Below are 22,127 nucleotides of genomic sequence, written 5' to 3' on the forward strand. Positions count from 1 at the left end.
CGTAATTCGTAATTCGTAATTGAATATTTTTTGGATTCAGAATTTGAGATTTTAACCATTACAGCAGTTTGCCAGTCATTGAAGTACATATCTAATTATTATCAATCTTGTGGGCTGGTCTTCTTGTCTTTGTGTAAGTCGCTTAGATGAAATGCGCTGTCAATGAAATCCCAAATTGGTTGACTAATTGCTAACTACTAATTTCTCAAATCTATGTTTGTTGATTTTTTTATTAAACGGCCAGTTTTTGCGACAGTTTGTGCATTGATTGTGCTGCTATTGGGATTGATTTGTCTTCCTACACTACCCATTGCTCGTTTCCCAGATATCGCTCCCACTCAAATCAACGTCACGGCTAACTTTAGCGGAGCCAGTGCCGAGGATGTAGAAAGCGGTGTCACAAACATTTTAGAAAGGCAAATCAACGGTATTGAAGGTATCCGCTACATTACTTCTAGTAGTAGTAATGATGGTTCTACTAATATTACAGCTACCTTTGATTCATCCCGAAATCCAGATATTGCGGCTGTGGATGTGCAGAACCGGGTTTCTGTTGCCCAACCGCAACTACCAGAAGCAGTACAACGCACTGGGGTTAGGGTTTCAAAGCAATCTAACAATATACTGTTAGCAATTGGTCTATTTGCTGAGAATGATGAGTACGACAATATATTTTTAAGCAACTATGCCGACCTTTACTTAGGAGATGCTTTAAAAAGAGTTAAAGGTGTGGGTAATGTCACCATCTTTGGCGAACGTCGTTATGCTATGCGTCTCTGGTTAGATCCTAGTCGCCTTGCAGGTCGGGGACTAACGACTGCGGATGTAGCCAATGCCTTATCGGAACAAAACTTACAGGTCGGTGCGGGGCGAATTGGTCAAGAACCTGCTCCTGAAGGGCAAAGTTATCAAATAGATGTGCGTGCTGTCAGTAGGCTGACCGAACCATCGGAATTTGAAGAAATTGTCCTGAAAACTAACGATGATGGCACATTAATTAAGCTGAAAGATGTGGGGAGAGCCGAACTAGGAGCCGAAAATTACAACTCATTTTTGCGATATCGCGCTAAAGATGCGGTAGGTTTGGGTATTTATCAGCTTCCTGGAAGTAATGCCTTAGATGTGGCGCGGGGAGTTAGGGAAGAAATGGCGCGACTAGCTCCCAATTTTCCGCCGGGATTGCGGTATGAGGTAGCTTTTGACACTACACGCTTTGTGGAAGAGTCGATGTCAGAGGTCGTCAAGACTCTGATTGCAGCAGTTATACTGGTTGTAATTGTAATTTTTGTCTTTTTGCAGGACTGGCGCACTACTTTAATTCCCGCCCTGACGGTTCCTTTGTCTCTGATTGGGACATTTATTTTTGCTAGACTTTTTGGCTTTTCTATTAATAGTTTGACTTTATTTGGTCTAACTTTAGCATCTGGGATGGTGGTAGACGACGCGATTGTGGTCGTTGAGCAAATCAGCCGTTTTATTAAAGATAAAGGCATGAGTCCTCGCCGAGCCGCCAGTGAGTCAATGGCGGAACTATTTGGTGCAGTGATTGCTACTTCCTTGGTGCTGATGGCGGTATTTATCCCAGTGGCGTTTTTTCCGGGAACCACAGGCGCACTTTATCGGCAATTTGCCCTGACCATCGCCTTTTCCATTGTGATTTCTACTTTTTTGGCTTTGACTCTGACACCTTCTTTATGTGCCTTACTGCTACGTCCTGGACAGCAAACTACAGGCTGGCTGGGTCGGGTTTTTGATCGAGTTAATCAGGTACTTGATTCGGTACAAAGAAGCTATGAGCGATCGCTTAATTTCCTAGTCCGCTTTAAAAATATTATTATAGGATTATTCATTGTCTCCTTGGGAATGACAGTTTGGCTGTATATTACAGTACCTACAGCTTTTCTCCCAGAAGAAGACGAAGGCTTTTTTATTACAATACTCCAAGGACCACAAGGAGTTTCCCTACAATACACCAGTGATGTCATTGCCCAGGTAGAAAAAGAAATTCTCCAAATTCCTGAAGTGGTGGGAACCTTTGCTGTCGGCGGCTTTAGCTTCAGTGGTAATACTGCTAACACTGGTATTATATTTACCACATTAAAACCTTGGGCAGAACGCTCACGACCAGACCAAACAGTACAAGCGATTATCGGTAACTTACGCGGAAAATTATTCGCCATCCCAGAAGCCAGAATCTTTCCCGTAAACCCACCACCTATTCAAGGCGTAGGTAACTTTGGTGGCTTCAATTTTCAACTCCAAGACCGTAGAGGGAGTAGTGGCTTAGACAGTTTAGTTCAATCAATGGGGCAAATGCTGGGTCGCGCCAACCAAACACCAGGATTACAAGCTGTATTTAGTACTTTTGCCGCAGAAACACCACAATTGCTGGTAGAAGTAGACCGCAACCGAGCCAAAGCACTGCAAGTTTCCATAGATGATATTTTCCGGACTCTGCAAACTGCATTGGGTTCTCAATATGTTAACGATTTCAACCTCCAGCAGCGTAATTATCGAGTTTATATCCAAGCAGACCAACAGTTTCGCTCTAACCCCAAAGACATAGGCAAACTATATGTTCGTTCTCAAACCAATCAAATGATTCCTTTAAAGAACTTAATTACAACTACTTCTGTTGTAGGGGCGCAAACCATTAATCACTACAATCTATTTCGCTCAATTGAAATCAATGGTTCTGCTGCTCCAGGTTCTAGTTCGGGAAACGCAATTCAGGCTATGGAACAATTAGCGGCGGAAATTTTACCCCCCGGTTTTGGTTATGAGTGGTCAGGAACCGCATTAGAAGAAATAGAATCTGGCGGTTTAGCACCCATTATCTTTGGTTTAGGAATCGTCTTTGTCTTTTTAGTCCTAGCAGCTCAGTATGAAAACTACATAGACCCCTTAATTATCCTTTTAGCAGTACCTTTAGCAATTTTTGGCGCACTTATAGCCCAATCAATGCGAGGATTTGCCAATGATGTGTACTGTCAAATCGGTCTAGTCATGTTGATTGGTTTAGCCAGTAAGAACGCCATTTTAATTGTAGAATTTGCTAACCAACTACGAAATGAAGGGTTTTCCATTGCTAAAGCGGCTGTTGAAGCTGCACAAGAGCGTTTACGCCCGATTTTGATGACGGCATTTTCTACACTTCTGGGTATTTTCCCCTTGACAATAGCCACAGGCGCAGGTGCGGGAAGTCGCCAGTCCTTGGGAACAACCGTATTTGGTGGGATGTTAATCGCTACCTTTTTGAGTTTGTTTGTAGTGCCAATTTTGTATATTGTAATTAAAACAACTACAGAAAGTTTGTTTAAATCAAATCGCCATCAAATGGAACTGGATAGAGAAACTACATATTCGTCAAAACATGATGAATAAAACCCCACCCCTAGCCCCTCCCCGCAAGCGAGGAGGGGAACTAGAGGTTTTTTCATAATAATCTAACTCTCTCTTCCTCTCCTCCTCTGCGCCTCTGCGCCTCTGCGTGCAATCAATCTCAACTTTCAACGAGAAACTAATGGAGATATTTCAAGTCATAAAAGACACTATCACCAACCCACCAATTCCCCACGAACCACATAAGCAATCATTAAAAGCTTGGGCGATGTATTGTTTGCGGGACAAAGGTTTTAAAGTAGTGTATGCCCAAAATGCCGACTTTGCTATTGAACCCAAGGGACAGGAAAAGGTATATTTTAAAGTTACTAATAATGCAGAAGATGTAGATAATTCTACTAACTGGATACTTTGGGACAGTGCAACCAAAAACGTTAGCCTGATTCGACCTGAATAAAAGTTCGTAGTGTAAAGCCCTGCGGGCATGGCTGCGCTTACCGCGTAGCGTCTCGTTCGCGTAGCGTCTCCGAAAGGAGATAGAGAGGACTAAAGTCCTCTCCATCCACTAGACTTGCTTTTCAAATATCATTAAGTGCTGCTGAGGTAACAAATTTTTGGTTTCTCGCCAAACTAAACCCACAGCTTGCATTTCTTTACGAACTTGCTTTTGAGTCATTTTGTGCAAACGTTTAATCATAATCAAGGGATTTTCGCCCCGATATTCCACCAGCACTACTTTACCTCCTGGTTTCAGGGCTTTAACAATTCCTGTCATCACTTCTTGGGGATATTCTAACTCGTGATAAGCATCCACCATTAGCGCTAAATCCACACTTGCATCTGGAAGGTTGGGGTTGGTGAGAGTTGCTAAAATTGGCTCAACGTTGGTAATATTTTTTTCTTGTTTGAAAAAGTCAATTATCTCTAGCATTTCTGGTTGAATATCTACAGCTAACACCTTTCCATCTGTTAATAATGGTGCAATGCGAAAGCTGAGATATCCTGTACCTGCGCCAATATCCGCCACTACATTATTGGGTTGTAAATTCAGCGCACTGACTATTTTACTAGGTTGTTCTTCTACCTCGCGTCTAGGTCTTTCTAACCAACCTGCGCCTGTGTGTCCCATGACTTTGGCTATTTCTCGCCCCATGTAGTATTTTCCGATACCGTCTGAACTAGGATGAGTTCGCTGTTCATAAATATTATCGAAGAGAGTAGCGGCGTTTGCTGTGGTGATGGGGATAAATAGGAAGTTTAACAGGAGGAGGAGGATGGTGATGAGTTTCATGTTTTAAACGCAGAGGGACGCTGAGGTTAACGCAAAGGTGCGCGGAGGTTTTAAATTACGAATGGTTGAATTTGAGGGGTTTGCCATTCTTCGCCTATGCGATCGGCTACTAGGGGTGTGACAATGAATTTGGGTGGAGTACCAGCTTGAACGTCAATTTTTACGCAGGAGTAAGGTAGATGCTTGTGGGTTTTTTTTCCGTTGCGACCGAAAAAGAGTAAGGACTCGGCTACTTTGCGTGGGGGACGACCAGGAAGTTCTGTGAAAATTTCTATTAAGTCATTGCCTTCTCGACGTTGACGGCGGGGATAATGACCACTGCCACCGGAGATGATACAGTTAATATGAGAATCGGCGTATCCTGTGTCACCTGTGCGAATATGTTCTAAGCAGTGGGCGTGTCCGTTGAAGATTAAATCAACTATGGGACGGTCTTTGATTTGGGAACCCAGGGTTTCTGCTACCTGTTCAAATACAAAGCGGAGGCGATGGCGCACTGCTAAGGTTTGGGCTTGATTCCATTTTGTGGCTTCTGTGACGTAGGGTGGATGGTGAAAGAAGATAATTCTTCCCCGCACTTCTGAAGTGTGCCACGATTCTATAAGTCTGTTTTTTAACCAATTCAGTTGTTCAAAATCTATAATGTCTGTGGCGTTGGATGCTAGTTGTTTTTCAATGTCAATTTTAATTTCGTTGATTTGCTCTAATTTGGCATTGAGATAATCAAGTTGTTCTGCTTCGGTGGGTTTTTCGGGGTTAAGTTGGTCGCAGGTTGCTAAAATTTGCTCTTCTTCTTGGTCTATGACTTGGCGACGCTGCTGCAATTCCCGGCGGTTCATTTCCCCTTCTGGGGTTTCTGGTAAGGGAGATGGTGTATTAAATGTGTTGGAATCTAAGGCGAAAAAGTCAATACCGCCGTAACGAAAGGTGTAATAGCGGTTGGGTAAACGGGTGAATTTTCCGGGTTGATAACGCAAACACCGCCCCGCGTCAATTATACCAGTGTAATGTTGATCTAAATGATTTTGTAATTCTTTTGGGGAAGCGATCGCCCCTATATAGTCAAGAAATGCTCTGGCATAAGCATCACCTTTATTTGATCCATGCCAACCAATTTCAATGTCTTTGTACCGCAGGAATCGACGTAACGGCCGGGTGCTTCCTGTAAATAAACGATACATCAATGGCACATCATAGTAATCGTGATTACCGGGTACTGCTAAAAATGGCAGATTGAATAACATCCGATCATAGGCAATATTTTCGGGTTGGTCTCCGCCTACGAGGAATTCTCGATAAGGTTGAATAAAGTTTTTAGCATAATACTCATGGGAACCCACTGCATAAATGACATCGCCAGTATGTAAGACAAAACGGCAATCGTCTTTATGGGGAAGCATTAATTCGGCAACTTTCCGTTGAGGATGGTATCCGTAAAGAGATGTTGTACCAGTGTCACCAATTACCATAAAGGAAAATTCCGGATTGTCCTCTTTACCATCATCAATTACCATGCTGGTTTGGTCGATTCCCTGAGAGACTATCTGGGGATGATGCCACCGCACTCTTTGCTTCATTTTGTGGATTTTCTCGGAAATTGATGGTTCAGAAATTAATTTCATCTGTAATTTTCCTGAATTTTAAGTTTTTTTGATGACAGCAACCTGCGATTTAGCGGATAAGTTGCGCGGATTTGTGAGTTTGCGTAAAAATAAGAGTTAGGATGCCTTAATTTATCTTAACAATGGCGCTCACACAGCTACATCAAAATTTTCCCCTTGCACAAACACCGCCAGATCATCGGGGATATGATTATGATTTGGTCATTGTCGGCGGTGGAATTATTGGTTTAACTTTAGCTTCGGCTTTGAAGGATTCTGGCTTAAGTGTTTTACTAATTGAGGCTAGAGTCGCGTCAGCCGCAGTTGCTAAGGGACAAGCCTATGCAATTCATATGCTTTCGGCTCTCATTTACCAAGGAATTGGGATTTGGGAGGAAATATCGCCTCAAATTGCTAAATATTGCCAAGTTCGTCTTTCGGATGCCGATTATCCTGATGTTGTAGAATTTGCTACGGATGATATAGGTAAGCCAGAGTTGGGTTATGTGGCAGAACATCAAGCGCTGTTACAGCCTTTGCAGGAGTTTGTCCAAAATTGTCCGAATGTGACTTATCTCTGTCCGGCTGAGGTGGTAAAGACAGAATATCAGCAAGATATTGTGGCTATAGATATTAAAATTGCTGATCAAATTCAGACAGTCCGCAGTAAATTAGTTGTAGCAGCTGATGGTTCGCGATCGCGCATTCGTGAAGCTGCGGGAATTAAAACCAATGGCTGGAAATATTGGCAATCTTGTATTGTAGCATTTGTTAAGCCAGAAAAACCACACAACAATACTGCTTACGAACGATTTTGGACTAGCGGACCCTTTGCGATTTTACCTCTGCCGGGAAACCGTTGCCGCATCGTTTGGACAGCCCCTCATGCAGAAGCCAAGGCTTTGTGTGCTTTAGATGACGAGCAATTTTTGGCAGAACTCAGCCGCCGCTATGGTGATCAAATGGGTAAATTAGAATTACTAGGCGATCGCTTTATTTTTCCAGTCCAACTTATGCAAAGCGATCGCTATGTTCTCCCCAGATTAGCCTTAATTGGCGATGCCGCCCACAATTGTCATCCCGTCGGCGGACAAGGTTTAAATTTGGGGATTCGAGATGCAGCCGCTTTAGCGCAAGTTATACAAAAAGCCTTCGCCGCAGGTGAAGATATTGGGAATGTCAAAATCCTCAAACGCTATGAACGTTGGCGCAAGCTAGAAAACCTGACAATTTTAGGTTTCACCGATTTGTTAGATCGAGTATTTTCTAATAACTTTTTACCACTGGTAATAGTTCGTCGCTTGGGTTTAGGGATGATGCGGCGCATACCGATGTTAAAAGTGTTTGCGCTGAAATTGATGATTGGGTTGAAAGGACGTACCCCAGAATTAGCCAGAAGGTAAGAGGCAGGGAGGGGTGCAGGGTGCAGGGTGCAGGGTGCAGGGTGCAGGGAGGGGGGAATAAATTGGAATGATGGGAAAATCCTTCTTCCTTCTTCGTTTGTGTACTTTGCGTCCTTTGCGGTATGCGCTTCGCGCACGCTACGCGTTAGCGGAGCTTTCGCTTTAGCGATACGTTCCTCATAATATATTTAGACGCGATGAATCGCGTCTCTACAAAAGTGGAAAATTTTGGAATTATATTCTTGCTAGCAAATTGGTAAAATATTTAATGCACTCATACTGGGTACAATGTATATGACTTTCAGCTAAAATAGCTAAAAAATTTCATATCATCTACTAAAGATAGATGTTACATGATTAAGGGTGTGCAGTAGAATTCATTACTGGCAACAGTTTTTATTCTCCAAGTAATTGAACATCAAAACAGAAAAAGTGATTACACCCACCACCAGGAATCCTAGAGTTTCCAGAAATTTAACGGCACTTCTCAGCGAATATTCATGCTGAAGAAACTACAAAAAAAACACATTTCTTTCATTGCTTTTGCAGCACTGTTTGCCTTTTCAGCAGGCGCAATGGTATCAGCACCTGAAATTGGTAAATTCTTAGGACAAGGTTTTAGTCTGTCTAGAAATCAGCCTGAGCAAATTTCTCCAGCTAATCAAGCCAACTCAGCTGTATTTCCATTAGTATCTCAGTCTAGAACAGAACGGGCCGAAAAACTAGAAGCGATCGCCAACGGTTCCAATTCACCAGACAGGGAACGCGCCCGTTATTTATTAGCTAGTGATTTAATTGACACTAGGGACGCGGAACAAGCTTTAAATCTTCTCCAAGGACTAGAAAAAAGTTATCCCAGTCTTGGCCCCTATATTTTGCTGAAACAGGCACAGGCACAAGATATACTGGGTGAAGGCGGTAAAGCTTCCGACCTCAGACAAAGAGTGCTGAGAGAGTATCCCGAAGCAGCAGGAAAAGCTAAAGCTCTATATATGATCGCCCTACCAGAGCATCATGATACAGCGATCGCGCAATTTCCTTCTAATCCCCTCACCTGGGACATTATTCAGAAGCGGTTACAAGAAAATCCCAATCAGCCACAGTTGCGGTTAATTCTGGCGCAGTACGCCTATAATCAACCTGGAATCGTTGGCGTTTTAGATCAACTAATCAAAGAGCCGAATCTCAAACCCGAAGAATGGGAAATTGTTGGTACAGCTTATTGGGAAAACAATCAATTTGCCAAAGCCGGTGATGCCTATTTTAAAGCACCCCCAACCTCCCGCAACCTTTACCGCGCTGCCAGAGGAATACAGATAGGAGGTAAAGAACAGCCAAAAGCTATTGCTACTTATAATCAACTAGTACAAAAATTTCCTGAAGCTAGCGAAACGGGACTAGGTTTATTACGTTTGGCAGAATTGGCTAAAACTCGTAAAGATGCTTTACCCTATCTTGACAGAATAATTGTGAAGTTTCCTCAAGAAGCCAGTAGAGCAATAGTAGAAAAAGCCAAAATTTACCAGGGACTTAACGATCAAAAATCGGCTCAACAAACTTGGGAATTACTTTTAAGCAAATACGGTAGTTCTAATCAAGCCGCAGAGTATCGCTGGGAGAAAGCCAACCAGCAAGCCAAGGCGCAAAATTACGCAGGGGCTTGGCAATGGGCGCAACCAATTGCTACCGATAATCCTAATAGTATTTTAGCTCCCAGAGCAGGCTTTTGGGTAGGTAAATGGGCGATAAGATTAGGAAAGCAGCAAGAAGCGAAAGCCGCTTATGAGTATGTATTGAGTCAATATCCTTACTCTTACTATGCTTGGCGATCGGCTGCTAACTTGGGGCTGAATGTCGGCAACTTTGACAACGTGCGGCAATTGCAACCAGAAATAGTTCCTAATACACGTCCAGTACCTCCCGCAGGTTCAGACACCTTTAAAGAACTGTATTTGTTAGGCGAAGACAATGATGCTTGGTTGCAATGGGAAACAGAATTTCTGAATAAACTCCAGCCCACGGTAGCCGAACAATTTACCGAAGGATTAATGCGGCTAGTTAAGGGAAACAATCTCTCAGCAATTAGCCTGATTTCTCGGTTGGAAGACAGAGAAACACCAGAGGAACAAGCCGAGTATCAGGCTTTGAGCCAACAGATAAAATATTGGCAAGCTCGTTATCCTTTTCTCTATCGCCAGGAAATTAAAAAATGGTCTACTGAACGGCAGTTAAATCCTCTGCTAGTTACAGGCTTGATGCGTCAAGAGTCCATGTTTCAGCCAAAAATTAAGTCCGTGGTTGGTGCGACTGGTTTAATGCAGGTCATGCCCGCTACAGGTGAATGGATTGCGCCGCAAATAAATTTGGATAGCAAAACCATTAATTTAGAAGATCCCAATGAAAATATTAATTTGGGGACATGGTATTTAGACTATACCCATCGGCAGTATAACAATAACTCCATGTTAGCGATCGCCAGCTACAATGCCGGCCCCGGTAACGTCGCCAAATGGCTGCGAACGATTCCTAACAATGATCCAGACGATTTTGTGGAAGACATTCCTTTTAATGAAACGAAAAATTACGTGCGACAAGTATTTGGTAACTACTGGAATTATCTGCGACTTTACAATCCTGAGATTTCGGCTAAGGTAGCAAGATACTCAGAAACACATCCAAAATTGCCCCAAAGGTAATTCTCTGAGGATGTCTGAAAAACAGTCCCAAAATTTTCACGCTGCCAAAAATATAGTTTGGTCGCTGCTTACCCGGATACAATAGTTAACAAATGTTGCCTATTGAGCTGACTAATGACACCCTCACAAGATGTAACTACTCCTGATCTCGACCAAGAGGAATATGGCAACTCAGAAATTGATCCTCTCAATGAGTTACCAGATGAAGTCGAAATGTCCCTTTTCGACCACCTCGAAGAGTTACGACAAAGGATTTTCTATTCTCTGATTGCTGTCGTCTTTGGTGTAATTGGCTGTTTCATCGCCGTTAAGCCAATTGTCAAGTTACTAGAAGTCCCAGCCCAAGGAGTAAAATTTCTCCAACTTGCGCCCGGAGAATATTTCTTTGTCTCCATTAAAGTCGCAGGTTACAGTGGTTTAGTACTTTCTAGCCCCTTCATTCTCTATCAAATTATCCAATTCCTGCTTCCAGGGCTAACACGCCGGGAACGCCGCTTACTGGGGCCAGTCGTTTTGGGTTCCAGTGTGCTGTTTGCAGCTGGTTTGGTATTTGCCTACTTGCTACTAATTCCCGCAGCTTTGAATTTCTTCATTAGCTACGGTGAAGATGTCGTAGACCAACTGTGGTCGATTGACAAATACTTTGAATTTGTGCTGCTACTGTTATTTAGTACTGGTTTAGCATTTCAAATTCCGATTATCCAATTATTACTAGGGAATTTGGGAATTGTTTCCTCTCAAAGGATGATTGCTGGCTGGCGTTTTGTGATTATGGGAGCAGTAGTTTTAGGTGCTGTCCTCACCCCTTCCACTGACCCCCTCACCCAAAGTCTGTTAGCAGGTGCAGTCTTAGGACTGTATTTTGGTGGTATTGGTCTAGTGAAACTCACAGGTAAATGACACAAATTAACTATGACGACTTTGAACAAGTAGAAATTTGTGTGGGTAGAATTATCGAAGTTAGAGATTTTCCCCAAGCCCGAAAACCAGCTTATAAATTGTGGATAGACTTTGGTGAATTGGGCGTTAAAAAATCCAGCGCCCAAATTACTAAACTGTATAATTCCGAAGATTTAAAAAACAAATTAATCTTAGCCGTTACCAACTTCCCGCCCCGACAAATAGCCGATTTCATGTCAGAAGTGTTAGTCTTAGGCGTAGTTGGGGAAAATGGCGAAGTTGTGTTAATTCAACCAGATAGAGATGTACCATTAGGCCAAAGAATTTCATAAAGAACCTCACCCCCAGCCCCTCTCCTTACTAAGGAGAGGGGAGAATTGGAGAGAACTTCTGAGACTGGGTAAACTAAACTTGCACTGAATCAATATTCCTCTCTTCCCTTGGCGTTCTTCTCCCAAGGGGAGACGCTGCGCGGTAAGCGTTCGCGTTAGCGTGCCGGAGGCTCTAGCTATGCCGAAGGCTTTAGGCTTCTTGGCGGTTAATTCCTCAATATTCAAAAAATCAGCCATCAGCAGCTTCTTCCGTGGCTAACTTCTGCCCAATCTTCGGTTCCATACCAGCAAGCAGCCGCTCAATATTAGTGCGATGGCGTAAAATCACATACAACCCCCCAGCAACACCAAACAGAATAGAAGGTAAAGGTTGCCGTAAAACTGCCATCAAAATAGGAACAGCGATCGCACCTGCAATAGAACTCAATGATACAATCCTGAATATAGCGATAAACACAGCAAAAATGCCTGCTGTAGCCAAACCCACTTGCCAATTCATCGCCAATAAAATGCCTAAACTGGTAGCCACAGACTTCCCACCAGAAAAGCCCAAAAAGATAGATTTACTGTGTCCCAAAATAGCGCATAAACCAGATAAAGTAATCATCCAAGGTTGCCAAATTGGGATATCTACCGTTGAGGGGATAAGACTTTGACCAGAAGCAAAAGAGAATAACCAGTAAATAAGTGCGATCGCTAAAACACCCTTCAAGCAATCAATCACTAAAACAAAAGCTCCCGGACCTTTTCCCAAAGTCCTTAATACATTAGTTGCGCCCGTTGAACCCGAACCAACTTCCCGAATATCAATACCCTGTAACCACTTACCCGCAATGTAGCCAGTGGGAAAAGAACCCAACAGATAAGCTACAACCAAAGCCACACCACACAAACTGAGCCAGACAACCATAATTAAATCAGTTAACAGTTAACAGTTAACATTGAGGAATTAAAAATCATCATTATAATTTCTCACAGTTTTAGGGTCAGGAGCAAAAGCCAACCACAAAGGAAATTGCAACATTGCTAAACTAATTTGCTCAAACGAATCATCAATAATAATCAAAGGTAATTGATTAGCCTTAACCAATCTGTCTGCCTTTTGAGCTAAAGCTTCCGGCGTTTCAAACAAAGCCACACCTCTATCTGGGCCAAAATCAGGACGACCAATTCCTAAGCAGTCCTGCAAACCGCGCCGCCATTCACCTAAACGTTCTGGTGAATTAGCTAAAACTAGAGTGCGGATGCGATTCCCATATAAGCGGTGTAATATCGAAGCCACAGCCGCAGCAATGAGAATATTCTGTAAGCGGCTACCCATACTCCGCAAAGCACCCCGTCCCCCTTGACTGAAGAACCAATCAGAAACTCGTTCAGCGTGAACAGGTTCAAAAGTCCGGCGCAGTTGCCAAGGCGGCCCATAATAATCAGGTTTGCTGCGATATTGGTCAATCAGGCGGCGAATTTTGCTTGTAGTCTCTTGAAACTGTTGTTGGGCAAATTGCGGTGTTCCTGGTTGTTCTTGGGGTACTTTAACCTCTTGAGCGACTGGTTTGGCTCGTTCTACCACAACTGGTGGTGCTAGTTGCAATTGCTCTGCTGACATAGCCAAATCCTGTAAACTACCAGTGAGATAGTCTTTAAAGCCCTGTACCCGAATAGCTAAATCTTGGGATGTTCCCGCAAAAGTAGTTCGCATTTCGTTACGAATACGTTCTTGGCGGCGTTCTAGCTGTTCTACAGAAATTTGCAGTGCTTGTTTCCGTTGTTCTAGTTGCGCTAGCGATTCTTGTACAATTCGTCCCAAAGAGGTTTGAGTTTCGCTTAGTTGTTCCTGAAGGGTTTTGTAAGTTACTTCTAAATTGGTTATTTCCGCCTTCAGCGCTGCTTCTGTGCGTTGCAACTCGGCAATTCTGTCCTCAGCTTCGGCGTATAGTGAATTATCTTGGGACTCTGATTTTACGTCTGACAATAGTACAGGAGTTTCTATTTCTAACGGGACTCCCAATTCCACAGTTGACTCTTCTGTAGACTCAGATGCAGAATCTACGACTTCTGGATGAGAGATAATTGGCTCAAGTTTAACGTTATTTGGTTGTATATCAGATGATGAAGTTGGCGCTTCTAGTTCCAGGACTGACTCTACAGATGAGCTTTCTGGCTTTTCTGGCTTTGGGTTTTCTGCTTCTATTTGTTCCAACCACTCATCCATCTGTTCTGGGGTTTGAGATTCCTCTGGATTCATAAACAATAATGCAATTCCTATGATGCAAATAAATAACTTTCACAAAATATAGTCTAAATTCAAAACCACTCAGCACGAGCTACGCTAACAGAACTTAGAAAGCACTTAGATACGTGGACAACGTTCTTCGAGGCAAGATTTTAGGGTTTTGGGGTCAAACAAAATTGGTAAAAAGTGAATGCTGTTGACTTCTTTAAAATAGAACAAGATGGGAATTCCATTCCAGAATATCCGCCAATTTTGCCATTCCTGGTAGGGAAAGCGCCGCAGTAATTTTTCGCCTCGGTAAATATCTAAGTCTGTAGCGGTAAAGTGTAACCGTATTTTCCGAGTTTGAATTAAAAGAAATAAACCCAACAATCCGATGACTACTCCTACCCAAAGCTGCACTATCAGTAATGGCACAGCAGCAACTAGTAACACAATAGGGATATTGTAGCTAGGCTTGAGTTCCACAGTTGATGTTGAAGGCGCAAATGAACTTGTCACAGTTTGCAATCCTGTTTTTGTACTAGACATCTATCCTATTTTAAGAGTTACGGGTTCTAACTTTTCACTAAGCACTCCTTTACGGGCGGGTTTACTAAGGATTTCGATCAACCACAGACTGACTGCTTAAACCCACCTCTACTCACTCAGCACTCAGCACTTCTAAAACCCTTGCAGCAATGCACCACCCGTTCCCTGAAACATTAACCATGAAAGAAAGAAGTTGCTGGTAAATATAATCAGCAAAGAAGTAACAACAGCCGTTGTGGTTGATTGTCCCACGCCTTTAGCTCCTCCCTTCGTAGTTAATCCCCAACTGCAACCAATGATGGCGATTAACAAGCCAAAGCAACAGGCTTTAATTAAAGCGCTGATAATGTCCCAAATGCCGACCAAGTTACGAGCTGAATCTAGAAATACAGTATCAGCAATACCATATATATTCGTCGCAATCACTAATCCCCCTAAAATCCCGGTTATCAAAGACAGAAGGGTTAAAATCGGCAGCATTAAGCAACAAGCAAGCAGGCGAGGGATAACGAGGTAATCAATAGGGTCAGTTTTTAAGATAAATAAAGCATCAATTTGCTCAGTTACTCGCATAGTACCTATTTCGGCTGCAAAGGCAGAACCAACTCTTCCCGCCAAAACCACTGCGGTTAGTACGGGTGATAGTTCTCGTGTCAATGCTACCGCCAGCACTCCACCAACGAGATTTGCCGCGCCAAAGTTAATAAACTCCCGCGCTACCTGAATTGTAAATACTGCACCCACAAACACAGCCGTTAACAGGGCAATAAACAGGGAATCTGGGCCAACAGCTGCCATTTGTTCTAGAGTGTTGCGCCAATTAATTTTTCCTCTCAAAAGGTGAACTATTACTTGTCCACCCAGGAAAATCGCCGCCAGCAGTCGCTGACTCCATGCTCCTAAACTGGATTTGGATTTAGTCTCACTCAATGTTTTGTAACTAACACAGTAACTGCATTAAGAATAGCGGATGTCGGTTGCTTTTAGTAATTAGTTATTAGTCATTGGGGAAGTTACCGTCTTCTCCCCGCTCCCTGCCCCCCTGCCTCTTCCTACTCCGCCGGGTGAAACATTAACTTAATTTAAAGCTCATCTCAGAAAGTAAAGTTGCGTAACTGCTGTTTTTATTGCATTATTACGAAATATTATTGAGCTAAAGCTTTGTTATATAAGGGTTGTAGCTAATTTTAGCCTTTTTAAAGTTCAAATTATCTGATTTAACAGGGTGCTGTTTCTTTTAATGGAAACTTAAGATTTTTGACATATCGTCTGATGAAGAGCGATCGCCCGTATTCTGGAAGATGACATATAGCTTTTTTTTGGCGATTATTCACTTTATCAACGGAGCTTGCTGTAAATGTCTGTATTCACCAACTTTCTCCGCTCCCTACTACTAACTATATTTTTTAGTTTTATCGCTCCCATGTCCTTAGTGGGTGGCGTATTAATCTTTTTGCCCCTTATCGGTCACTTTCCCGCTTTACAAGGAGCAACTGAAGCCAGCGCGACTCGGATCATGCATTTTCTGGCTGTCTTTGGCAGTGGTCAACCCCTTGAGGGACTTGTAATCATTAGTTTGACTTGTAGTTTCGTCGGGGCGCTATTTGACACTTATGCCTATTGTCGCTACCAAATCTTACGCATTGACTCTTAAATGATCACAACACTTTTTTGGGTGTTCACTGACAAGTTAAGAGTATGCCATCTGCAACCTAGATAGGTAAGACTATTGCTAGGCTTATATAACTAACTTTATTTAATAAATATTAATTAAATAAACAATAGTTACTCAATGTCCACACTGTATGTTAGACAGAGAATTGCTTACTATTATTAATAAGTTTATCCTGATACTTCCATAAATCTACGTAGTGAATCTAAAAATTTAATTAAGATTTTAGAGAGAATCACGAGTGCTGATTTTTTTGCCCAGAGCAAAGTACGACGTTTAAGCGCTGGGCAATTTATATTGAGTGTATTACAGAGGTTTTTTAACTGCTCATGGTCTGGCCTTTCAAGTCCAAATTTCGGAAACAAATTGCCCGGATTGAAATTACTGGTGCGATTGGTGGTTCTACTCGCAAGCGCGTGTTAGAAGCCCTAAAAACCGTAGAAGAGAAAAAGTTTCCCGCTTTACTCCTACGCATCGATAGTCCTGGGGGTACAGTGGGAGATTCACAAGAAATCTACAGCGCCCTCAAGAGGTTACGTAAAAAAATCAAAATTGTCGCCAGTTTTGGCAATATTTCGGCTTCTGGTGGTGTCTACATTGGTATGGGAGCCGAACACATAATGGCTAACCCAGGTACAATCACCGGGAGTATTGGCGTAATTTTGCGCGGTAACAACTTGGAACGCTTGCTAGAAAAAGTCGGTGTTTCCTTCAAAGTCATTAAATCTGGCCCTTACAAAGACATTTTGTCTTTTGACCGCCAACTGACTGTACCAGAAGAAGGCATCCTGCAAGAGTTGATTGACGTTAGCTATCACCAGTTTGTTTACACAATCGCCGAGGCGCGTTCTTTGGAAGTAGAAACTGTTAAAACTTTCGCTGATGGGCGCATTTTTACCGGAGAACAAGCTGTAGAATTAGGCGTTGTAGACCGTCTGGGAACTGAAGAAGATGCACGTTGCTGGACAGCAGAAATGGTAGGACTTGATCCTGACAAAGCTCCCTGTTATACCCTAGAAGAACGAAAACCTTTATTGAGTCGCGTTCTACCTGGAAGCCGTCAGGTTTCATCAGGGCTTGGGGCGGGAATTGATTGGTTGGAGTTTGAAATGTCTACCAGTGGTCTACCACTGTGGTTATATCGACCATAAAAAATTAACAGTCATTGGTCATTAATACAAGACTATTGACCAATGACTCATGACTCATGACTAATTAAGGAGGATTTGGCGTGGAGTGGCAAATGCGGGCGATTCGCGGAGCAACAACCGTTTCCGAAAACACCATTGCAGCGATTGCAGAAGCGGTGACGGAACTTATAGATGAATTAGAACAACGGAATCAACTCCAGCCAGAGGAGATGATTAGTGTGACTTTCTCAGTGACAAAGGATTTGGATGCTATTTTTCCGGCCGCGATCGCGCGATCGCGTTCTGGATGGGATAATGTAGCGATGTTGGATGTACAGCAAATGCACGTTGAAGGTAGCTTACAGCGTTGCATCCGGTTTCTCATTCACGCTTACCTTCCAGCCTCTACACCAATTAATCATATTTATTTGCGCCAAGCTGCTAAATTACGTCCAGATTGGAGTTTATCTCAGCCGTTACAACCATCACAGCACATAGCTAAGTCAAAAGTTTAAAATACGGCTGTAAATTATATGTAAAAATTAGTACGAAATGAGCTATTACAGTGGTGATGCTGCTCAACATACTGCCATTGGCGGGAGAATGTTTACTGAGAGGGGAACTGGTGTTTGCGTGAAGTTAGAGGATTTTTTGAGCATTCTCTCCAAAATGGAGCAGCCACTGGTAATTATTACGAGTGAAGGCTATTTCACCAAAATCTACAAGTATGTCACAGCATACAAAGGTTTTGTATTTTTTGCCGAATCTTTAGACAAATTAGATTTTGCTAGCAATATTGAGGTGATTTACGCTCAAAATCTTTGCACTGATATTTGAAATAAATCAAAGTGCATCAACCTCAAGTCTATTTGGCTGTGATAAAGTACGAAATACCAGCTATACAACAGTCAGGTAGTGGCACAATTCATTATCTGGCTGTCGCTATCTTTTTCACTCTTGAGTCCCTGAAGCTACTTTTAGGTTATTCGTTTGATTCGATTTAAGTTCATCGATATTTTCTGTTTGGATGAATTCGTCAAACAGGTTAAAAAACGTCTGTAAAGCAGTTTGTTGATCCTGCGAGAAAGATAAAATAATTTGATCCCAGGTTTGATTGGAAGTTTGATTAATTTTCTTCTGAATCCAGGATTGAAACTGTGAAAATTTCTGTTCTTGTGGCGTTTGAGGCATTCCCATCTGGCGACGCGCAAAGCAGTAACCAGCTAAAAAAGTGCGGAGGTTAGAGATGGAAACTTGTCCCAAATACATGGCAGGACGTTTCCGAATCTTGCTGATTAGTTCATACAAATCAAACATCTTTCTCTCTTGCTTAAAATTCGGTTTCGGTGATTTGGAAATTGCCGCCTAAATCTTGGACAGGGCAGTAAAGGTTGTTTATCCAGTCTACTCTGGAAATTCCTTTGGGGTGGATGTTGTCAAAGATGAGTTCCTGTCCATAAATGAAAGTGTTCATTCCTCACCGACCAACATTGCTGATTTCGCTATGCTCAATTTCGCTCGTTGGTCAATTCTAGGACTTACGCACTGTACAAATTAATCATGGTATGCAGTTACCAAAATAGCCAATTTCCGGCTTTGAAAAATGATTATGTTGATAGTAAATATACCCGTGTTGTAGGGGTTTAGCATTGCTAAACCCCTACGAAATATGTGCTTTTTAGTGTTACACATATTTGGTATTTACTGTCAATGCGTAAGCCCTAAATTCGTCACTCACTCACAATTCATCCCACGCTCCTAAGAGTGAGACGTGGGGATTCTTGCTGCTTTAGCTAACGCCACTCTGGAACTATTCGTGATGACGATGAAATCTGATTCCGACAAAGATGTCATAAACAAATTCAAAAAAGTCTTTTTTCTGCAATAACCCAGATGTTTGAGGACTACCCTTTTCATCCAATAACGGCTTCATGGCGTAATAAGCAGGCTGGTAGTTATACCAGGGAATCGAAGGCCATAAATGATGTATGAGGTGGTAATTCTGTCCTAAAATCAGGATATTCAGCAGTTTACCAGGATAGACACGGGCATTTTTCCAGCGATCGCGTTCTACAAACGGACGATGTGGTAAATAATCAAAAAATAATCCTAATGCTATCCCCACCAAAAACGCCGGGATAAACCAAAAATTGAGAATGTAACCTAAAAAGTGATACTGAATCGAAATATAAAAAATTGACGCAACAATTAAACGGCTGACGAACCATTCTAATAATTCATACTTGCGCCACAGTCGCCTTTGAAAGAAAAACACTTCATGGTACAAAAAACGCACCGCAATCAACCATAACGGTCCCCCTGTAGAGACGTAATGATCTGGGTCGTTTTTGGGGTCATTCACATGGGAGTGGTGCTGTAAATGCACCCGTGTAAATACTGGATAGGCAAAAGCTAATATCAAAGCGCTACCATGCCCTAACATGGCATTAATCACTCTGTTGCGATGGGCAGATTGGTGACAAGCATCGTGAATCACAGTGCCAGCACAATGTAAAGCCAGAGTATTAATGCTAAAACACAACCAGTCTGGCCATTGCCATAGCCAGTAACCGAAGTTAGATAACACCAACATTGTGACTGTGGATAGAAACAGCAACAGTGTCGGATTAAAATCACCAGGAGGCGCTAAAAATTCCTTGGGCGGGATTTTCAGTGACTTCTGTGCCTCCAATGTGAGCATTTTTAACTCCTTCCTTGATCAAACATTACAAATATACGATAAAGATGAGCCGAACATAAACTTTTGTAAGCTTTTGTTTAGCAATATTTAACTTTATCTTTGCTGAAGAGTAGATGAATAGCGCTATGATTCCAGACGAGAGATAAGTTTTTGCTGATCAGTAGGATGTGCTAGGCAATCACCAAAGAGTTGATAAAAAAATCTCTCTTACGCAGGATGTAACCAAGTTTGGTGTACGATATCTACTCTATCTCACAACTCTTGGGAAATGTTAAGCAGGGGAAAATAAATAATTGCTGCTCAAAGTGACTCTCACACCCCCATTCATCCTCTGCCTCTGTTGGTTATGGATATAGCAGTGACTGAAAACGAAACGCCCCTTAACTTACTATGAATCTCTAGATAGAGATAGCCCCCTAGAATCAGCCCCTATGCAATTAAGAGACTCTCTACGCCGGACAAAAATTGTTGCAACAATTGGGCCTGCCACTAGCAGCCCAGAAATGCTGAAGGCGATTATCGAAGCGGGTGCAACGACACTGCGGCTCAACTTCTCCCACGGTACTCATGCCGACCATCAGCGTAGTATTCGCTTAATTCGGCAAACAGCCTTTGAATTAAATCAGCCAGTGGCAATTCTCCAAGACTTGCAAGGGCCAAAAATTCGCTTAGGTAAGTTTGAAAATGGGTCGATAATTTTAGCAAAAGGCGATCGCTTCACCTTGACAAATCGCCCAGTTATCGGTTCACAAGAAATTAGCTGTATTACCTACGATCATCTAGCAGAAGAAGTGCCTGTAGGTGCAAAAATCCTCCTTGATGATGGACGAGTAGAAATGCTCGTAGAAGAAATTAATCGTGACAAAGGCGATTTACACTGTTCTGTCACTGTCCCTGGTAAGTTGTCCAACAACAAAGGTGTCAACTTTCCCGGTGTTTACCTGTCCATCAAGGCCATGACCGACAAGGATCGCGAGGATCTCATGTTTGGTCTGGATCAAGGTGTAGACTGGGTAGCACTTTCCTTTGTCCGTAACCCCCAGGACATGATCGAAATTAAAGAGCTAATTTCTAGCACCGGCAAGCAAGTACCAGTAATTGCCAAAATTGAAAAACATGAAGCTATTGAACAAATGGAAGAAGTTCTAGCTTTATGTGATGGCGTGATGGTTGCTAGAGGTGACTTAGGTGTAGAACTCCCGGCTGAGGATGTCCCTGTACTGCAAAAGCGGCTAATTGCTGCCGCCAATCGCTTAGGGATTCCCATCATCACCGCTACCCAAATGTTAGACAGCATGGTGAGCAACCCCCGTCCCACTCGTGCGGAAGTGTCAGACGTAGCCAATGCCATTTTAGATGGCACAGATGCCGTGATGCTGTCGAATGAAACTGCTGTGGGTGACTTTCCCGTGGAAGCAGTAGCAACAATGGCAAGGATTGCCGAACGCATGGAACAGGAAGAGGTTCTGCATTCAGTAGTCCCTCCACAGCGTGATAATCGGCGTTCTATTCCCAATGCTATTAGTCAAGCCGTGGGACAAATTGCTGAACAGTTAGGAGCTGCGGCAATTATGACTCTGACGCAAACAGGAGCTACAGCTCGTAATGTCTCCAAATTTCGTCCCCATACGCCTATTTTGGCTGTGACACCCCATGTAAACGTGGCGCGACAGTTACAAATGGTTTGGGGAGTTAAACCCTTATTAGTGCTGGGGCTACCTTCCACAGGGCAGACATTTCAAGCTGCTATCAATGTGGCGCAAGAGCATAAGTACTTATCTGAAGGTGATTTGGTGGTAATGACTGCTGGTACACTCCAAGGAGTTTCCGGCTCAACGGATTTGGTGAAGGTGGAAGTTGTCACAGCCGTACTAGGTCAGGGTATTGGTTTGGGACAAGGTTCAGTCAGTGGTCGTGCTAGAGTAGCTCACAGTGGTATGGACGTGAGTAATTTTAATCCTGGAGATATCTTGGTTGCACCCCGCACCGATGCCGATTTTGTCGAGGCAATTCGGAAATCTGCTGGTATTATTACTGAGGATGATAGTCTTACTAGTCACGCCGCAGTCATTGCTTTACGTCTTGGTGTACCTGTGATTGTGGGTGTGAAGACAGCAACAAAAGTAATTCATGATGGCGCAATTGTGACTTTGGATCTGCAACGGGGTTTGGTTTACTCTGGGGCGGTGGGAACTCCGTAATTCGTAGTTCGTAATTCGTAATGCTCCCTTTGGGAGAGCTACGCTAACGTAATTAAGAATTGCTGGAACCATCTACTCTGATTCAAATTTTACT

The 22,127-nt window shown here is 42.8% G+C and carries 20 protein-coding genes; 11 read left to right on the forward strand and 9 right to left on the reverse strand.

Going from position 1 to position 22,127, the window contains the following annotated elements; genetic code table 11:
* The first annotated feature begins 213 nt into the window (after positions 1-213).
* Together ACM0OW_RS00925 and ACM0OW_RS00930 are read left to right on the forward strand one after the other, a co-directional pair.
* A complete protein-coding gene (locus tag ACM0OW_RS00925; protein ID WP_414548159.1) occupies positions 214-3,384 on the forward strand; it encodes an efflux RND transporter permease subunit in 3,171 nt (1,056 codons plus the stop codon).
* Between the two features lie 139 nt (positions 3,385-3,523).
* Complete coding sequence (locus tag ACM0OW_RS00930; protein WP_414548160.1) at positions 3,524-3,799, forward strand: hypothetical protein; 276 nt, start codon at positions 3,524-3,526, stop codon at positions 3,797-3,799.
* 108 nt (positions 3,800-3,907) lie between these two features.
* Here ACM0OW_RS00930 and ACM0OW_RS00935 read toward each other — a convergent pair whose 3' ends face one another.
* Together ACM0OW_RS00935 and ACM0OW_RS00940 are read right to left on the reverse strand one after the other, a co-directional pair.
* Positions 3,908-4,633 carry a class I SAM-dependent methyltransferase gene (locus ACM0OW_RS00935; RefSeq protein WP_414548161.1) on the reverse strand — a complete coding sequence of 242 codons (726 nt, stop codon included), beginning with the start codon at positions 4,631-4,633 and terminating at the stop codon, positions 3,908-3,910.
* 50 nt (positions 4,634-4,683) lie between these two features.
* Positions 4,684-6,255 (reverse strand): metallophosphoesterase family protein, encoded by a 1,572-nt coding sequence (locus ACM0OW_RS00940; protein WP_414548162.1) that lies wholly within the window; start codon positions 6,253-6,255, stop codon positions 4,684-4,686.
* Between the two features lie 122 nt (positions 6,256-6,377).
* On the opposite strand from ACM0OW_RS00940, the gene ACM0OW_RS00945 reads away from it, so the two are divergent.
* From ACM0OW_RS00945 to ACM0OW_RS00960, 4 genes are all read left to right on the forward strand, one after another.
* Positions 6,378-7,637: an FAD-dependent hydroxylase gene (locus ACM0OW_RS00945; protein ID WP_414548163.1), complete on the forward strand. Its 1,260-nt coding sequence runs from the start codon at positions 6,378-6,380 to the stop codon at positions 7,635-7,637.
* A gap of 500 nt (positions 7,638-8,137) precedes the next feature.
* The gene (locus ACM0OW_RS00950; RefSeq protein WP_414548164.1) at positions 8,138-10,333 is read left to right on the forward strand and encodes a transglycosylase SLT domain-containing protein; all 2,196 of its coding nucleotides are present in this window, start codon (positions 8,138-8,140) and stop codon (positions 10,331-10,333) included.
* Between the two features lie 114 nt (positions 10,334-10,447).
* Positions 10,448-11,233, forward strand: a complete 786-nt coding sequence (tatC, locus tag ACM0OW_RS00955) for a twin-arginine translocase subunit TatC (protein ID WP_414548165.1) — start codon at positions 10,448-10,450, stop codon at positions 11,231-11,233.
* Positions 11,230-11,565 carry a tRNA-binding protein gene (locus ACM0OW_RS00960; RefSeq protein ID WP_414548166.1) on the forward strand — a complete coding sequence of 112 codons (336 nt, stop codon included), beginning with the start codon at positions 11,230-11,232 and terminating at the stop codon, positions 11,563-11,565. Before tatC ends, ACM0OW_RS00960 begins: the two co-directional genes overlap by 4 nt.
* Before the next feature lie 229 nt (positions 11,566-11,794).
* On the opposite strand, the gene plsY is transcribed toward ACM0OW_RS00960, so the two are convergent.
* From plsY to ACM0OW_RS00980, 4 genes are all read right to left on the reverse strand, one after another.
* Positions 11,795-12,475, reverse strand: a complete 681-nt coding sequence (gene plsY / locus ACM0OW_RS00965) for a glycerol-3-phosphate 1-O-acyltransferase PlsY (protein ID WP_414548167.1) — start codon at positions 12,473-12,475, stop codon at positions 11,795-11,797.
* Between the two features lie 39 nt (positions 12,476-12,514).
* Positions 12,515-13,810, reverse strand: coding sequence for a DUF3086 domain-containing protein (locus ACM0OW_RS00970; RefSeq protein ID WP_414548168.1), 1,296 nt, complete (start codon positions 13,808-13,810; stop codon positions 12,515-12,517).
* 105 nt (positions 13,811-13,915) lie between these two features.
* On the reverse strand, positions 13,916-14,329 hold the full coding sequence (locus ACM0OW_RS00975) for a DUF3119 family protein (RefSeq protein WP_414548169.1): 414 nt from the start codon (positions 14,327-14,329) through the stop codon (positions 13,916-13,918).
* 132 nt (positions 14,330-14,461) lie between these two features.
* Positions 14,462-15,259 carry an MlaE family lipid ABC transporter permease subunit gene (locus ACM0OW_RS00980; protein WP_414548170.1) on the reverse strand — a complete coding sequence of 266 codons (798 nt, stop codon included), beginning with the start codon at positions 15,257-15,259 and terminating at the stop codon, positions 14,462-14,464.
* 427 nt (positions 15,260-15,686) lie between these two features.
* On the opposite strand from ACM0OW_RS00980, the gene ACM0OW_RS00985 reads away from it, so the two are divergent.
* The 4 genes from ACM0OW_RS00985 to ACM0OW_RS01000 all read left to right on the forward strand — a co-directional run bounded on the left by ACM0OW_RS00985 (position 15,687) and on the right by ACM0OW_RS01000 (position 17,968).
* Complete coding sequence (locus ACM0OW_RS00985) at positions 15,687-15,983, forward strand: hypothetical protein (RefSeq protein WP_414548171.1); 297 nt, start codon at positions 15,687-15,689, stop codon at positions 15,981-15,983.
* Between the two features lie 347 nt (positions 15,984-16,330).
* A complete protein-coding gene (gene sppA, locus ACM0OW_RS00990) occupies positions 16,331-17,152 on the forward strand; it encodes a signal peptide peptidase SppA (RefSeq protein ID WP_414548172.1) in 822 nt (273 codons plus the stop codon).
* 80 nt (positions 17,153-17,232) lie between these two features.
* Positions 17,233-17,646, forward strand: coding sequence for a chorismate mutase (aroH, locus tag ACM0OW_RS00995; RefSeq protein ID WP_414548173.1), 414 nt, complete (start codon positions 17,233-17,235; stop codon positions 17,644-17,646).
* A 37-nt stretch (positions 17,647-17,683) separates the two neighbouring features.
* Positions 17,684-17,968 carry a hypothetical protein gene (locus ACM0OW_RS01000; RefSeq protein WP_414548174.1) on the forward strand — a complete coding sequence of 95 codons (285 nt, stop codon included), beginning with the start codon at positions 17,684-17,686 and terminating at the stop codon, positions 17,966-17,968.
* Between the two features lie 114 nt (positions 17,969-18,082).
* Here the strand turns inward: ACM0OW_RS01000 and ACM0OW_RS01005 are convergent, their stop codons facing one another.
* The 3 genes from ACM0OW_RS01005 to crtR all read right to left on the reverse strand — a co-directional run bounded on the left by ACM0OW_RS01005 (position 18,083) and on the right by crtR (position 19,832).
* Positions 18,083-18,448, reverse strand: coding sequence for a hypothetical protein (locus ACM0OW_RS01005; protein WP_414548175.1), 366 nt, complete (start codon positions 18,446-18,448; stop codon positions 18,083-18,085).
* A gap of 13 nt (positions 18,449-18,461) precedes the next feature.
* Positions 18,462-18,605 (reverse strand): papain fold toxin domain-containing protein, encoded by a 144-nt coding sequence (locus ACM0OW_RS01010; RefSeq protein WP_414548176.1) that lies wholly within the window; start codon positions 18,603-18,605, stop codon positions 18,462-18,464.
* 336 nt (positions 18,606-18,941) lie between these two features.
* Entirely contained in the window at positions 18,942-19,832 is an 891-nt protein-coding gene (gene crtR / locus ACM0OW_RS01015) for a beta-carotene hydroxylase (protein WP_414548177.1), read from the reverse strand.
* Positions 19,833-20,263: 431 nt separating this feature from the next.
* Here crtR and pyk point away from each other — a divergent pair, with 431 nt between their 5' ends.
* A complete protein-coding gene (pyk, locus tag ACM0OW_RS01020) occupies positions 20,264-22,033 on the forward strand; it encodes a pyruvate kinase (protein ID WP_414548178.1) in 1,770 nt (589 codons plus the stop codon).
* The last annotated feature ends 94 nt before the right edge of the window (positions 22,034-22,127 follow it).

It is taken from the genome of Anabaena sp. CCY 0017 (assembly GCF_963920885.1).
Classification (GTDB): Bacteria; Cyanobacteriota; Cyanobacteriia; order Cyanobacteriales; family Nostocaceae; genus Nodularia.

Excerpts from the sequence above, each read along its gene's own strand:
- ACM0OW_RS00925 (WP_414548159.1), top strand. The coding sequence starts at position 214 with ATGTTTGTTGATTTTTTTATTAAACGGCCAGTTTTTGCGACAGTTTGT.
- ACM0OW_RS00930 (WP_414548160.1), top strand. The coding sequence starts at position 3,524 with ATGGAGATATTTCAAGTCATAAAAGACACTATCACCAACCCACCAATT.
- ACM0OW_RS00935 (WP_414548161.1), bottom strand. The coding sequence starts at position 4,633 with ATGAAACTCATCACCATCCTCCTCCTCCTGTTAAACTTCCTATTTATC.
- ACM0OW_RS00940 (WP_414548162.1), bottom strand. The coding sequence starts at position 6,255 with ATGAAATTAATTTCTGAACCATCAATTTCCGAGAAAATCCACAAAATG.
- ACM0OW_RS00945 (WP_414548163.1), top strand. The coding sequence starts at position 6,378 with ATGGCGCTCACACAGCTACATCAAAATTTTCCCCTTGCACAAACACCG.
- ACM0OW_RS00950 (WP_414548164.1), top strand. The coding sequence starts at position 8,138 with ATGCTGAAGAAACTACAAAAAAAACACATTTCTTTCATTGCTTTTGCA.
- tatC (WP_414548165.1), top strand. The coding sequence starts at position 10,448 with ATGACACCCTCACAAGATGTAACTACTCCTGATCTCGACCAAGAGGAA.
- ACM0OW_RS00960 (WP_414548166.1), top strand. The coding sequence starts at position 11,230 with ATGACACAAATTAACTATGACGACTTTGAACAAGTAGAAATTTGTGTG.
- plsY (WP_414548167.1), bottom strand. The coding sequence starts at position 12,475 with ATGGTTGTCTGGCTCAGTTTGTGTGGTGTGGCTTTGGTTGTAGCTTAT.
- ACM0OW_RS00970 (WP_414548168.1), bottom strand. The coding sequence starts at position 13,810 with ATGAATCCAGAGGAATCTCAAACCCCAGAACAGATGGATGAGTGGTTG.
- ACM0OW_RS00975 (WP_414548169.1), bottom strand. The coding sequence starts at position 14,329 with ATGTCTAGTACAAAAACAGGATTGCAAACTGTGACAAGTTCATTTGCG.
- ACM0OW_RS00985 (WP_414548171.1), top strand. The coding sequence starts at position 15,687 with ATGTCTGTATTCACCAACTTTCTCCGCTCCCTACTACTAACTATATTT.
- sppA (WP_414548172.1), top strand. The coding sequence starts at position 16,331 with ATGGTCTGGCCTTTCAAGTCCAAATTTCGGAAACAAATTGCCCGGATT.
- ACM0OW_RS01000 (WP_414548174.1), top strand. The coding sequence starts at position 17,684 with ATGAGCTATTACAGTGGTGATGCTGCTCAACATACTGCCATTGGCGGG.
- ACM0OW_RS01005 (WP_414548175.1), bottom strand. The coding sequence starts at position 18,448 with ATGTTTGATTTGTATGAACTAATCAGCAAGATTCGGAAACGTCCTGCC.
- ACM0OW_RS01010 (WP_414548176.1), bottom strand. The coding sequence starts at position 18,605 with ATGAACACTTTCATTTATGGACAGGAACTCATCTTTGACAACATCCAC.
- crtR (WP_414548177.1), bottom strand. The coding sequence starts at position 19,832 with ATGCTCACATTGGAGGCACAGAAGTCACTGAAAATCCCGCCCAAGGAA.
- pyk (WP_414548178.1), top strand. The coding sequence starts at position 20,264 with ATGCAATTAAGAGACTCTCTACGCCGGACAAAAATTGTTGCAACAATT.